This is a genomic window from Flavimobilis soli, assembly GCF_002564025.1.
GTDB lineage: Bacteria > Actinomycetota > Actinomycetes > Actinomycetales > Cellulomonadaceae > Flavimobilis > Flavimobilis soli.
Genome location: NZ_PDJH01000001.1, coordinates 1,872,095 through 1,884,325 on the forward strand (window position 1 = coordinate 1,872,095; position 12,231 = coordinate 1,884,325).

Here is a 12,231-nt window from a genome sequence, read left to right on the forward strand (position 1 = left end):
CCGGATGCGGACCCACTCGCCGGTCCGTCGTCGTGCGGCGACGTCGGAAGGCAGGTGGTCGCGGCTGAAGAGAACGGTCGGAACGGCGTACGAGCCTGAGGTCATGCACCCACGATGCTCATGGCTCCGGTACCGATGGAGCCCTCCGTGGCTCCCTGTGGACCTGGGGGCGGGTGCCAGGGGGCAGGGGGCAGGAGGGCCGCGCCGCCGCGAAAGCGGTCGCTCGGTCCCGGCTCCTGGCCCGGTGCCGACTCGCGACGTAGGGCCATCTACGCGAGGTAGGGCCGTCCAGGGCCCTACCTCGCGTGCAGCCCCCTACCTCGCGTGCAAGCCCCTACCTCGCGGGGCGACGGCGGCCTGACGGGGCGACGGCGGCCTGACGGGGCGACGGTGACCTCGCGGGGCGACGGTGACGTCGGGGGGCGACTGGGGCCTGACGAGGAGTCGGCCACCTCGCGCAAGGCCCCGTCAGACGCCCCGGAAGAACGCCGCGATCACGCCCGAGAGCGCGACGACGTCGCGCACGTGGATCAGCTCGCGCGCCGAGTGCATCGACAGCAGCGGAGCACCGACGTCGACCGTGCGGATGCCGAGGCGGACCGAGGTGATCGGGCCGATCGTCGAGCCGCATGGGACCGTGTTGTTCGAGACGAACGGCTGTGCCGTCGTCCCCGCCGCCTCGCACGCACGCGACCACAGGGCGGCGCCGTGCGCGTCGGACGCGTACCGCTGGTTCGCGTTGATCTTCAGCAGCGGCCCGCCGCCCGGCAGCGGGTGGTGCGTCGGGTCGTGCCGCTCGGAGTAGTTCGGGTGCACCGCGTGGCCGACGTCGCTCGACACGCACCACGACGCGGCGTACATGCGCGCGAGCTCCTCCGTCGTGCCGCCTGACAGGCGAGCGGTCACGTCGGCGAGGAACGGTCCGGCCGCGCCCGAGCGGGACTCCGACCCGATCTCCTCGTGGTCGAACGCGGCGAGGACGCTGATGTGGCCCGCGTCGTCGGGCGCGTCGAGGAGCGCCACGAGGCCTGCGTGGACGGACGTGAGGTTGTCCATGCGCGGCGCGGCGAACAGGGTGCGGCCTGCGCCGAAGCGCGCGGGCGGCGCCGTGTCGACGGTGATGACGTCGTGGCCGACGACGTCGCTCGCCGCGACGCCCGCGAGGCTCGCGAGCTGCTCGAGGACGTCCCGCTCGGCGGCAGGGCCGCCGTCGCTCTCGACGCCGAACACCGGCTGCGTGTGGCGCTGCTTGTCGAGCTTGAGGCCGTCGTTCGACGAGCGGTCCAGGTGGATCGCGAGCTGCGGGACGCGCAGCCACGGGCCCGTGCGCACGAGGTGCTCGGCGCCGTCGCGCGTGACGATGCGGCCCGCGAGCTCGAGCTCGCGGTCGAGCCACGAGTTGAGGAGCGGCCCGCCGTAGACCTCGACGGCGGCCTGCAGCCAGCCGTGCGACGTCGTCGTCGGCGAGGGCTTGAGCTTGAGGCCGGGGGAGTCGGTGTGCGCGCCGAGGATGCGCAGCGGCGTCGTCGGGCCCGACGACGCGGGACGCACCCACGCGACGATCGCGCCGTCGCGCACGACGTACGCGCGCACGTGCGCGCCGAGGTCCCACGCGTCCGCCTCGTCGAGCCGCGTGAAGCCCGCGTCGTCGAGCCGGCGGGCCGCCTCGGCGGCGGCGTGGAACGACGACGGCGACGCTGAGATGAAGCGGGCGAAGTCGTCGATGTGCGCGTCCAGGTTCTGCGAGGTCATGCGTCTATCCAAGCACTCGCGTCCCTCGTGTCCGGTATGTCAGTGGGGCGCCGGAACGCGGCGGTGGGGCCGAGGAGGCGTCAGAGCAGGATCGGGATGGGTCGGAGGTCTGGCGCCGGGTCGGAGGCGTGGCGCTGGTGCGACTCGACGGCGAAGCGCTCGCGGCTGTTGCGCGGTGCAGGGGCGCCGTCGTCCGACGGTGTGAACCCCGACTTGAGCGCGACCCGGCGCGACGCGACGTTGTCCGCCCGGTGACCGAGCTCGACGCGCGTCACGCCCATCTGCGAGAACGCGTAGGTGACGAGGGACGCGCACGCCCGCGACGCGAGGCCCGAGCCGCGGTGCTCCGGGGCCGTCCAGTAGTGCACCCACGCACGGCGGTCGCCGTCGGCGGGCTTGTCGCCACGCTCGCACGCGACACCGACGCAGCCGATCGCGCGCCCGTCCACGTCGATCGCGAGGCTGATCTCCTGGCCCGGCTCGACCGTCAGCTCGTTCTCGATGAACCGCTCGTACTCGTCGAGGGACTGCGGCCGGTCACCGAACTGGCGGTCCAGGTCAGGGTCGGCCTGACGGGCCGCCATGAGGTCGGCGGCGTCGTCCGAGGTCCAGGGGCGGAGGGTCACGAGCACCGGACAATTATGCGACGGACCGCGCGCAGACGTGGCAACCTGGCTCCTTCGGCCCACGTTCCCTCCCCACCCCCGGAGACGACATGACCCTGACCGCACCCGAGGACGTCGTCCTCGTCGCCGCAGCCCGCACGCCCCACGGACGCCTCAAGGGCGCCTTCGCGAGCCTGACCGCGATCGACCTCGGAGCCGCAGCGATCCGCGGCGCGCTCGAGCAGGGAGCGATCGACCCGGGCGCGGTCGACATCGTCCTCATGGGCAACGTGCTGCAGGCCGGGCTCGGTCAGGCGCCCGCCCGCCAGGCCGCGATCGCGGCGGGGCTCGGCTGGGACGTGCCCGCTGTGACGATCAACACGGTGTGCCTGAGCGGCCTCACGGCGATCGTCGACGGCGCCCGCCGCATCCGCAGCGGCGAGGTCGACGTCGTCGTCGCCGGCGGCATGGAGTCCATGACCCAGGCGCCGCACCTCCTGCGCGGCCAGCGCGCCGGGTGGACCTACGGCGACGTCACCGCCGTCGACTCGATGGCGCACGACGGCCTGTCCGACGCGTGGAGCCACGAGGCCATGGGCCTCGACACCGAGCGCCGCACCGCCGACCACCCCGCGTCGCGCGAGGAGCAGGACGAGGTGGCCGCGCGCTCGCACCGCCTCGCCGCGCAGGCCCGCGACGAGGGCATCCTCGCCCAGGAGATCGTCCCCGTGGCCGTGCCCGGTCGTGGCGGCGACACGGTCGTCAGCGAGGACGAGGGCATCCGCCCCGACACGACGCCGGAGAAGCTCGCCCGCCTGCGCCCCGCGTTCGCCCCCGACGGCACGCTCACGGCGGGCAACTCGTCGACGATCAACGACGGCGCGGCCGCCGTCGTCCTCGCGCGCCGCTCCGTCGCGGAGGAGAAGGGCTGGACCGTCCTCGCGACGCTCCGGGCGGCCGCCGAGGTCGCAGGCCCGTCGCCCGCGCTCGCCCCGCAGCCCGGCAACGCCGTCCTGCGCGCGCTCGAGACCGAGGGCTGGCAGGTCGAGGACCTCGACCTGCTCGAGATCAACGAGGCGTTCGCCGCCGTCGCCGTGCACTCCGTGCGCCAGCTCGGAGTCCCGCTCGAGAAGGTCAACGTCCACGGCGGCGCGATCTCGCTCGGGCACCCGCTCGGCGCCTCGGGCGCGCGCCTCGTCGTGCATCTCGCGCACGAGCTCTCCCGCCGCGGCTCGGGCCGCGCCGTCGCCGCGCTCTGCGGCGGCACAGGCCAAGGCACGGCTCTGCTTCTCGAGGCGTAGGACCTCGCGACCAGGCCCACCCTGCACGCGCCAGCTAGCCTGGTCGGAACCCTGGACCGACCGGAGAGAGCCATGCCGCAGACCCCCGACGCCCGCCGCACGCCGACCGCGCTGCAGTCCCTCGACCCGACCGGGCTGCGCGCCCTCGGGACGTCGCCCGTCGCCCACGCGGACGCCGTCGTGCAGGGCGACCGGTGGCGCATCACCGTCCTCACGGACGGCCTCGTGCGGATCGAGCGCGCCGAGGACGGCGTGTTCGAGGACCGCGCGTCGACGTTCGCGGTCAACCGCGCGCTGCCCGTCCCGGACTACCGCGTCGTCGAGACGGACACGCACGTCGAGGTCATCACCGACCGCCTGCACCTCGTCTACGACCGCGGCCCCCTGACGACCGCGGGCCTGAGCGTCCAGGTGCGCGGCGCTCTGACGCAGTACCACTCGATCTGGCGCTACGGCCAGGAGCCGTGGGACTACGAGGGCAACACCGCTGGGCTCGTGCGCCTGCCCGGGACGGCCCGCACGCTCGACGCGGCTGACGGCGCGGTCCCGCTCGAGGACGGCGTCGTCTCCCAGACGGGCTTCGCGGTGCTCGACGACTCGGCGTCGTTCCTGCTGACCGACGACGGCTGGGTCGCGCCGCGCGACGGCTCGCGCACCGACCTGTACGTCTTCGCGTACGGCGACGACTTCCCCGCGGCGCTCCGCGCGTTCTACGCGGTCTCGGGGCCGACGCCGCTGCTGCCGCGCTTCGCGCTCGGCTCCTGGTGGAGCCGCTACTACCCGTACACCGCCGACGGCTACCGCGAGCTCATGGAGCGGTTCGAGGCGGAGGGCCTGCCGTTCTCGGTGTCGGTCATCGACATGGACTGGCACCTCGTCGACATCCCGGAGCGCTTCGGCTCCGGCTGGACTGGCTACACGTGGAACCGCGGCCTGTTCCCGGACCCGAAGGGCTTGCTCGACTGGCTGCACGAGCACCACCTGCGCGTGACGCTCAACGTGCACCCGGCCGACGGCGTGCGCGCGTTCGAGGAGGCGTACCCGGAGATGGCGGCGGCCCTCGGGCGGGACACCACGAACGAGGACGCGATCGCGTTCGACGTCACGGACGAACAGTTCCTGACGGCGTACTTCGACATCCTGCACCGGCGCCTCGAGGCGGACGGCGTGGACTTCTGGTGGCTCGACTGGCAGTCGGGCCCGCACTCGCGCGTGCCGGGCATCGACCCGCTGTGGATGCTCAACCACTTCCACTTCCTCGACTCCGCCGGGCGGCGCTCCGGCCGGGAGGTGCGCCCGCTGACGTTCTCGCGGTACGCGGGCCCGGGCTCGCACCGCTACCCGGTCGGCTTCAGCGGCGACACGTCGATCACGTGGGCGTCGCTCGACTTCCAGCCGTACTTCACGGCGTGCGCGTCGAACATCGGCTACGGCTGGTGGAGCCACGACATCGGCGGCCACATGCACGGCGTCAAGGACGACGAGCTCGCGACGCGGTGGGTGCAGCTCGGGGTGTTCTCGCCGATCATGCGCCTGCACTCGGGTGCGAACCCGTTCATCCAGAAGGAGCCGTGGACGTTCGGTCCCGAGGCGCGCGAGGTGCAGACGCAGTTCCTGCGGCTGCGGCACCGCCTGGTGCCGTACCTGCACACGATGAACCATCGCGCGGCGTACGACGGCGCTCCGCTCGTCGAGCCGCTGTACTACCGGTTCCCGCGCTCGCCCGAGGCGTACGCGTCGCCGAACCAGTACACGTTCGGCACGCAGCTCATGGTCCATCCGGTCACCGAGAAGCTCGACCAGCGCACGGGGCTCGGCCGGACGAGCACGTGGCTGCCGGGCGGCACGTGGGTCGACCTGATGACGGGCGTCGCGTACGACGGCGGCCGGGTCGCGCGCCTGCACCGCGACCTGCGCTCGATCCCGGTGCTCGCGCCGTCGGGAGCGATCGTGCCGCTCGACGCCGCGCGCGTCCCGGGCAACGACACGTCCGCGCCGGCGGCGCTCGAGGTGCTCGTCGTCGTCGGTGCGGACGGCTCGTTCGAGCTCGTGGAGGACGACGGCTCGCTCGAGCGCGCGGACCTCCCGACGGTGCGCACGCCGATCGCGTGGGCGCAGGGGGAGGGGCGCGCCGTCGTCGGGCCCGTGGCCGTGTCGGGCGACGAGGAGGCCGCGCGCGGCGCCGTGCCGGCGCGTCGCGACTGGACGCTCACGTTCCCGTCGGTCGACCTGGGCTGGGGCGGCAGCGCGACGGCGACGGTCGACGGCGTCGACGTGCCCGTCCGCCTCGACGCTCGTGCGCCCCTGCTGGGCGATGCTGGTGGTTGGGGCCTCGCGGTGACCGTCGCGGACGTCCCCGTGGACGCGCGCCTCGAGGTGACGCTGCACCCGGCCGACGGCGGGCCGGTGGCGCTCGCGGCGAACGACGTCGCGCGGCTCGTCTTCGAGATCCTCGACGCCGCGCGCATCGAGTACGACCTCAAGGACCTCGTGCGCTCGGTCGCGACGTCGGATCAGCCGCTCTCGGTGCGCGTCTCGCACCTGCAGGCGCTCGGCCTCGAGCCGGCGCTCGAGGGTGCGATCACGGAGGTCCTGCTCGCGCGGGCGTGACGCCGTCGGCGCCGCCGCGCGCGAAGATGGGCGCATGCGCATCGCACTCGTGACCCTCGGCGGGACGATCAGCTCGGAGCCGCTCGACGGTGAGGGGCCGTCGTCGCCTGGCCCTGACGCCGGGGGCGGCGGCGTCGTGCCCGTGTCGGGGGCGCAGACCTTCGCACGTGAGGTCGCGCGCTTCGTGCCCGGGATCGAGGTCGTGCCGGTCGAGGCGCAGATGGTGCCGTCGCCGTCGCTCACGGTCGCGGACGTGCGCGGCCTCGCGGCGCGCATCTCCGCCCTCGTCGAGGAGGGTGACGGGGTCGACGGCGTCGTCGTCGCGCAGGGCACCGACACGATCGAGGAGACGGCGTTCGCGCTCGACCTCGTCGGCGCGGCCGACGAGGTGCCCGTCGTGGTGACGGGCGCGATGCGCGACCGCTCGGCGCCGGGGCCCGACGGCGCGGCGAACGTCGTCGCGGCGCTGCGGGCCGCGGCGAGCCACGACGTGCGCGGTCGCGGGGTGCTCGTCGCCTTCGCCGACCGCCTGCATGCGGCGCGCTGGGTCACCAAGACGTCGACCTTCCGGGTCGATGCGTTCACGTCCGAGCCGTTCGGGCCGGTCGGTGTCGTCGCGGAGGGTCGGGTGCGCCTCGGCTCGGCGCCGCGCCCGCTGCCGCCGTTCGAGATCCCGTCCGGGCCGCCCGCGCGGGTCGCGGTCGTGACGGCCGGTCTCGGCGACGACCTCGCCGTCCTGCCCGCGCTCGCGGACCTGGGGTACGACGGCGTCGTGCTCGTCGCGATGGGCGCCGGTCACGTGCCGGCGGCCGCGGTCGAGAACGTCGCGATGGCAGCCGAGGGGCTGCCCGTGGTGCTGTGCTCGCGGACCGGCGTGGGCCCGGTGTTCACGCACACGTACGGCTACGAGGGCGGCGAGATCGACCTGATCGAGCGCGGTGTGATGCCGGCTGGCGTGCTCACGCCCGCGAAGGCGAGGCTGCTCCTGATGCTCCTCGTCGCCACGGGTCTCACCGGGACGGAGCTGCAGCGGGCGTTCGCACGCTACGCCGAGTCCTGACTCGTCAGGTCGGGATGCGCTCCTGGCCCTCGGCGTTGCGGGCGACGAGCTTCATCTCGGCGCCGAGCGGGTCGCGCACGACGGCGAGCCGCCCGAAGCCGGTCTCCTCGGGCTCCTTGACGACCGAGCCGCCGTGCTCGACGACGGTCCCGACTGCGGCGTCCGCGTCGTCGACCAGGAAGTAGACGTACCAGGCGCTCGGCGCGCCGTCGGGCAGCCAGCGGGCGGCATCCATGAGACCGGCCTGCGGTTCGCCGTCGACCATGTGGCGGGCGTACCGGAAGTCGTCGGTGTCGGACATGAGGTCGACGTTCCACTCGAAGACGTGCCGGTAGAAGTCGAGCGAGCGACGGAAGTCGCGGTTCATCTCCTCGCACCACGCGGGGGCGCCGTGCACCTCCTCGAGGTCGAAGCCCTGCAGACCGTCGGCCTGCCACGCGCCGATCGCGCCGCCGCCAGGGTCGACGAAGAATGCGAACCTTCCCATGCCCGGGATGGGCATGGGCTCGACGATGACCTCCCCGCCGACGGTCGCGACACGTGAGGCCGCCGCGCCGACGTCGGTCACCGCGAGGTACACGGACCACGTGTCCGCCGGCCCGTCGCCCTGGTGCTGCATGACCCCACCGATGCGGTGCCCGTCCTTGAGGATCTGCGTGTACCCGCCGTACTCCGGCCCGCCGATCTCGTAGTCCCAGCCGAAGAGCGCGGAGTAGAAGGCCCGCGCCCGGTCGGGGTCGGAGGTGTCGAGGTCGATCCAGACGGGGGAGCCGGTGTGGAAGGTCGTGCGCACGGTCATGGGAGGCGCCTTTGCTCGGAGACCTCTCACGTTGCGAGGGTCACGGCACGACGGCGTAGGGGGCTGCACCTCAGCGCTGTCGGCGGGCCCGGCTAGCGTGACGGGCATGGCCGACCTCGATGCCGCTCCGATGATCGACCCGGGCAGCCGCGCGGCATGGCGTGCCTGGCTGGAGGATCAGCACGCCGTGTCCGACGGCGTGTGGGTCGTCCTCGCGCGCGGCGCGTCGGCGAGCACGGGCCTCGGTTACGAGGCTGCCGTCCTCGAGGCGCTCTGCTTCGGCTGGATCGACGGCCGCGCCCGCCCGTACGAGGGCGAGAGGTCGCTGCAGTGGTTCACGCCCCGCAAGGGTCGCTCGATGTGGGCAGCCTCCAACAAGGCGCGCGTCGAGATGCTCGAGGCCGAAGGCCTCATGACCGACGCCGGTCGCGCGGTCATCGCGGCCGCCAAGCTGTCGGGGATGTGGACGGTTCTCGACGGGCCCGAGCGGCTCGAGGAGCCGCCCGAGCTCGCGGTCGCGCTCGACGCCGTCCCCGAGGCGCGTGCGACGTGGGACGCGTGCTCGCGCAGCGTGCGGAAGATGGCGCTCACGGAGCTCGCGATGCTGCGCGGCGAGGCGTCCCGGGCGCGCAAGATCGCGAAGTTCGTCGAGCGGACGGCGTCGGGCGAGAAGCCCGTGTGAGGCGCGGTGCGTGTCGTTGCGCGGTCGTCGCCGCCGTCGCGCACGTCTCGCGGCCGTACCCGCCTCAGCCGAGGGCGACCAGCAGCGCCGCGTACACGGCGGTGCCGCCCACGATGCTCAGCAGCGCGTTGCGCCGCCACAGGTGCAGTCCGACCGTGACGGCGAGGGCGACCGCCTCGACGAGGCCCCGCGGCGCCGTCGTCCCGGCAGGGTCGCGGAGCGTGTAGATCACGAGGATCACCATGATCCCCACCGGCATGCGGGCGCCGAGCCACCCGACGGCGCGCGACTCGCGCAGCCGCTCGACGACGAGGAACGGCGCGGCCCGCAGCGCGAACGTCACCACGAGGAAGACGCCGAGCGCGGCGGCGATGTAGCCGACGTCAGGCATCCGGCACCTCCCGCCGTCCGGCGAGGAGGAAGTGCAGCCCGAGCACGACGACGAACGTCGTCATCGCGACGACGAGCATGTAGTCGGGGGCGACGAGCTGCGCGCCGAGCGCGCACGCGACGGCGATGATCGGTGCGGGCACGTCCCGGTGGGCGCGGAACGCGTCGATCGCGAGCACCGCGAACAGCGCGGTGAGCGCGAAGCTGATGCCGGGGACGTCCGGCAGCACGCCGCCCACGAGGGCGCCGGTGACGCCGCCGCCGACCCAGTACGCCTGGCACAGCACCTGGATCCACAGGATGCGCGCGCCCGACAGGCTGCCCGGTGCGCGCGTCGCGACCACCGCGTACGTCTCGTCGGTCAGCGCGTACATCGCGTACAGGCGGCGCAGCGGACCGCGGACCTGGTGCAGGGGGAAGGACAGCGCGTAGAACACGTGCCGGAAGTTCACGAGGAACGTCGTCACCGCGATCGACGCGAGCGGCGTCACCGCGAGCAGCAGCCCGACGGCGAGGAACTCGAGCGAGCCGGCGTAGATCGTGAACGAGAAGATCGGCGCCCACCACCACGCGAAGCCCGACTGGACGAGCAGGACGCCGAACGCGACGCCGAGCGGGAACAGCCCGAAGCCGACGGCGGCGGTGTCGCCGAGGGCGGCCCGCCACGCCGGGTAGGCGGGGGCGGGGTCGGCGGACATGCGGTCACGCTACCTCCGCCGGGCCGCGCCGTCGGGCACGTTCCACGCTCGTTAGGGTGAGGCGTGCCCTCCTACCGCGTGACCCTGCTGATCGGCGACATGCGGGTCGGGCGTTCGCCCGAGGACGTGCTGCCAGCGGCGGTCGACGCCGCCCGCGAGCTCACGACGGCGGAGTCGTGGGACCTCGCGATCCGGCACGGCATGCCGCGCATCACCGTGCGCTACATCGCCGACGACGATGCCGAGGCGTTCCGCGTCGCCGAGCTCGTGCGGGCGCGCACGAATCTCGTCGCCCAGGCCCGCGGCACGACGGTCACGCGCCGCTACGGCGGCCGCTTCTACCCGGTCGACCCGCCCCGCGACACGTACTAGCGGACGACGTCGCCCGCGAGGCAGGGCCCTTCCCGCGAGGTAGGGCCTCCCGTTCCCGAGGGGCGTCCTCTTCTCGTCAGGCCCGGCCCGGGAGGGGGCCCAGCTTCCGCGAGGTAGGGCCTTCGACGCGAGGTAGGTCCCTGCAGGGACCTACCGCGCGCGCAAGCCCCTACCTCGGCGATGGGTGCTTCTCGGCGACGGGTGCTTCTTGGCGACGCGGTCAGGGCAGGTCGGCGACGCGGGTGCCGACGTGGAGCGCCTCGAGCGTCCCCGCGCTCGCGGTCGCGAGCGTCGTGTCGAGCGCGGCGCGCGACCGGGCGGGGACGAGCAGGGTGAACGTCACCGACGAGGCGTACGCGACGTCGTCGAGCACCGCGTCGTGGTGCGTCACCCAGTCGCGCAGGACGTGCTCGATGCGGCCGGCCTCGGCGTGCGGGACGTCGACGAGCACCTCGTCGAGCAGCGCGCGTCGGACGATCGGCGCGCGGTCGAGCGTCTCGGAGACGGCCGACGAGTAGGCGCGCACGAGCCCGCCCGCACCGAGCAGGATCCCGCCGAAGTAGCGCGTGACGACCGTGACGACGTCGGTCATGTTCCGGTGCCGCAGCACCTCGAGCATGGGGATGCCGGCGGTGCCGGAGGGTTCGCCGTCGTCGGAGGAGCGCTGCTGGTCGGCGTGCGTGCCGACGACGAGCGCGACGCACGAGTGCCGCGCGTCCCAGAACTCCTTGCGGACGGCGGCGACGACCGCGTCGGCCTCCGCGACCGAGGCGACGTGCACGGCGCGCGCGATGAAGCGGGACTTCTTGATGACGAGCTCGTGGACGGTGGTCCCGGCGACGGTCGAGGGCAGCGCCTCGGGTTCTCTCGTGCCGGTCACCGTCTCATCATCCCAGCCGCCGCGGGCCGCCCTGCGCGTGCGCGCAGCTGAGGCGGCGTTGGGGGCGACACGGCCGGGCGCACCGGTGACGCGCGCGGTTGCGGGCCGTCCCGCGCGCCGAGCCTCAGGCTCCGGGCAGCATCCGGTTCTCGGGTGCGCACAGCTCGACGGCGGGCGCGAGCGGCGACATGGCGCCGATGATCTGGTCGAGCACGGCGAGCGCGCGGCGGCTGCCCTCGGGGCCGACCTCGCGGACGGCGGCGTCGGTCGCGCGGATCTGCACGGCCTCGGCCTGCGTGAGGACGGCGCGGCCTGCGTCGGTGAGGTGGATCGCGGCGGCGCGTCCGGCGTCGTCGTGCACGATGCCGACGAGGCCGCGCGCGGCGAGGGACTCGGCGGTCGCGACGACGGCGTCGGTCGTCATGCCGACGGCGCGGCCGAGGCGGCGCGGGTGGTCGTCGTGCTCGCTGTCGACGGCCTGGAGCGCGTCGAGGAGCGCGAGCTCGCTGCGGCGCAGGCCGGACTCCTGCTCGACGAGCTGGAGGAGCGTGTCCCCGAGGGCCTTGAGACGGTCGACGCGGTCGAGGATCGCGAGCGTGGTCGCGAAGTCTCCGTGCGGGGAGGTCGGTTCGCTGCGGACCGTGTCGCGCACGAGGGCGACGGTGCCCGGCGCGAGGTGCAGCTCGTTCTGGGAGGTGGCCACTGTGTCACTGTCCATGCTCACGAGCGTGGCACGAAGGCCTGTGAGGTCGCTGGGAGGAACGGTGGAGATCAGGCGGCGAGGCGGGGGAGCACCACGAGGAGCAGGTTCACGGCGGCTCCGGCGCCGCCGACGAGCGCTCCGGTGAGCGCGGTGCGTCGCGCCCCGAGGGCGCGGCTGCGGTGGCGCACGACGACGCACAGCACGACGGCGAGGGCCGCGAGCGCGAGGGGCACGACGGTGAGGAGGCTCGTCGCTCCCGCGAGCGCTCCGACGGCGACCGTCGCACCGGCGAGCCGCTCGTCGGTCCGGTTGCGGCCGTGCGCGAGGGTCGTCGGCTCCGGGGTGGTGGGCATGCGCCCCACCTTGGTGCCTGACGGCC

General features: G+C 73.9%; 13 protein-coding genes. 5 read left to right on the forward strand and 8 right to left on the reverse strand.

Translation table 11 applies throughout. The features are described from left to right. Positions 1–468 precede the first annotated feature (468 nt). Both ATL41_RS08550 and ATL41_RS08555 read right to left on the reverse strand, forming a co-directional pair. Positions 469–1,752 carry a M18 family aminopeptidase gene (locus tag ATL41_RS08550; protein WP_098458098.1) on the reverse strand — a complete coding sequence of 428 codons (1,284 nt, stop codon included), beginning with the start codon at positions 1,750–1,752 and terminating at the stop codon, positions 469–471. A gap of 80 nt (positions 1,753–1,832) precedes the next feature. Beyond that, positions 1,833–2,384: a GNAT family N-acetyltransferase gene (locus ATL41_RS08555; protein ID WP_098458099.1), complete on the reverse strand. Its 552-nt coding sequence runs from the start codon at positions 2,382–2,384 to the stop codon at positions 1,833–1,835. Between the two features lie 83 nt (positions 2,385–2,467). On the opposite strand from ATL41_RS08555, the gene ATL41_RS08560 reads away from it, so the two are divergent. The 3 genes from ATL41_RS08560 to ATL41_RS08570 all read left to right on the forward strand — a co-directional run bounded on the left by ATL41_RS08560 (position 2,468) and on the right by ATL41_RS08570 (position 7,328). Next, on the forward strand, positions 2,468–3,658 hold the full coding sequence (locus ATL41_RS08560) for an acetyl-CoA C-acetyltransferase (protein ID WP_098458100.1): 1,191 nt from the start codon (positions 2,468–2,470) through the stop codon (positions 3,656–3,658). 72 nt (positions 3,659–3,730) lie between these two features. Then, positions 3,731–6,268 (forward strand): glycoside hydrolase family 31 protein, encoded by a 2,538-nt coding sequence (locus ATL41_RS08565; RefSeq protein WP_098458101.1) that lies wholly within the window; start codon positions 3,731–3,733, stop codon positions 6,266–6,268. Positions 6,269–6,302: 34 nt separating this feature from the next. Then, entirely contained in the window at positions 6,303–7,328 is a 1,026-nt protein-coding gene (locus tag ATL41_RS08570) for an asparaginase (RefSeq protein ID WP_098458102.1), read from the forward strand. A 4-nt stretch (positions 7,329–7,332) separates the two neighbouring features. Here the strand turns inward: ATL41_RS08570 and ATL41_RS08575 are convergent, their stop codons facing one another. Further along, positions 7,333–8,127 carry a VOC family protein gene (locus tag ATL41_RS08575; protein ID WP_098458103.1) on the reverse strand — a complete coding sequence of 265 codons (795 nt, stop codon included), beginning with the start codon at positions 8,125–8,127 and terminating at the stop codon, positions 7,333–7,335. 106 nt (positions 8,128–8,233) lie between these two features. Here ATL41_RS08575 and ATL41_RS08580 point away from each other — a divergent pair, with 106 nt between their 5' ends. Further along, positions 8,234–8,809: a YdeI/OmpD-associated family protein gene (locus ATL41_RS08580; RefSeq protein ID WP_098458104.1), complete on the forward strand. Its 576-nt coding sequence runs from the start codon at positions 8,234–8,236 to the stop codon at positions 8,807–8,809. A 64-nt stretch (positions 8,810–8,873) separates the two neighbouring features. Here the strand turns inward: ATL41_RS08580 and ATL41_RS08585 are convergent, their stop codons facing one another. Then, on the reverse strand, positions 8,874–9,200 hold the full coding sequence (locus ATL41_RS08585) for a branched-chain amino acid transporter permease (protein WP_098458105.1): 327 nt from the start codon (positions 9,198–9,200) through the stop codon (positions 8,874–8,876). Further along, positions 9,193–9,897, reverse strand: coding sequence for an AzlC family ABC transporter permease (locus ATL41_RS08590; RefSeq protein ID WP_098458106.1), 705 nt, complete (start codon positions 9,895–9,897; stop codon positions 9,193–9,195). The genes ATL41_RS08585 and ATL41_RS08590 overlap by 8 nt, the downstream gene beginning before the upstream one ends. A 63-nt stretch (positions 9,898–9,960) precedes the next feature. Between ATL41_RS08590 and ATL41_RS08595 the strand changes: the two genes are divergently transcribed. Next, positions 9,961–10,269, forward strand: a complete 309-nt coding sequence (locus ATL41_RS08595; protein ID WP_098458107.1) for a hypothetical protein — start codon at positions 9,961–9,963, stop codon at positions 10,267–10,269. A 220-nt stretch (positions 10,270–10,489) separates the two neighbouring features. Here the strand turns inward: ATL41_RS08595 and ATL41_RS08600 are convergent, their stop codons facing one another. The 3 genes from ATL41_RS08600 to ATL41_RS08610 all read right to left on the reverse strand — a co-directional run bounded on the left by ATL41_RS08600 (position 10,490) and on the right by ATL41_RS08610 (position 12,205). Next, positions 10,490–11,149, reverse strand: a complete 660-nt coding sequence (locus ATL41_RS08600) for an IMPACT family protein (protein ID WP_098458108.1) — start codon at positions 11,147–11,149, stop codon at positions 10,490–10,492. 124 nt (positions 11,150–11,273) lie between these two features. After that, a complete protein-coding gene (locus ATL41_RS08605; RefSeq protein WP_098458109.1) occupies positions 11,274–11,852 on the reverse strand; it encodes a MarR family winged helix-turn-helix transcriptional regulator in 579 nt (192 codons plus the stop codon). A 68-nt stretch (positions 11,853–11,920) separates the two neighbouring features. Then, on the reverse strand, positions 11,921–12,205 hold the full coding sequence (locus ATL41_RS08610; protein ID WP_098458110.1) for a hypothetical protein: 285 nt from the start codon (positions 12,203–12,205) through the stop codon (positions 11,921–11,923). Positions 12,206–12,231: the final 26 nt, after the last annotated feature.

Bases quoted from the DNA above. Each gene is read 5' to 3' on its own strand.
- ATL41_RS08550 (WP_098458098.1), bottom strand. From the start codon at position 1,752: ATGACCTCGCAGAACCTGGACGCGCACATCGACGACTTCGCCCGCTTC.
- ATL41_RS08560 (WP_098458100.1), top strand. From the start codon at position 2,468: ATGACCCTGACCGCACCCGAGGACGTCGTCCTCGTCGCCGCAGCCCGC.
- ATL41_RS08565 (WP_098458101.1), top strand. From the start codon at position 3,731: ATGCCGCAGACCCCCGACGCCCGCCGCACGCCGACCGCGCTGCAGTCC.
- ATL41_RS08570 (WP_098458102.1), top strand. From the start codon at position 6,303: ATGCGCATCGCACTCGTGACCCTCGGCGGGACGATCAGCTCGGAGCCG.
- ATL41_RS08575 (WP_098458103.1), bottom strand. From the start codon at position 8,127: ATGACCGTGCGCACGACCTTCCACACCGGCTCCCCCGTCTGGATCGAC.
- ATL41_RS08580 (WP_098458104.1), top strand. From the start codon at position 8,234: ATGGCCGACCTCGATGCCGCTCCGATGATCGACCCGGGCAGCCGCGCG.
- ATL41_RS08585 (WP_098458105.1), bottom strand. From the start codon at position 9,200: ATGCCTGACGTCGGCTACATCGCCGCCGCGCTCGGCGTCTTCCTCGTG.
- ATL41_RS08590 (WP_098458106.1), bottom strand. From the start codon at position 9,897: ATGTCCGCCGACCCCGCCCCCGCCTACCCGGCGTGGCGGGCCGCCCTC.
- ATL41_RS08610 (WP_098458110.1), bottom strand. From the start codon at position 12,205: ATGCCCACCACCCCGGAGCCGACGACCCTCGCGCACGGCCGCAACCGG.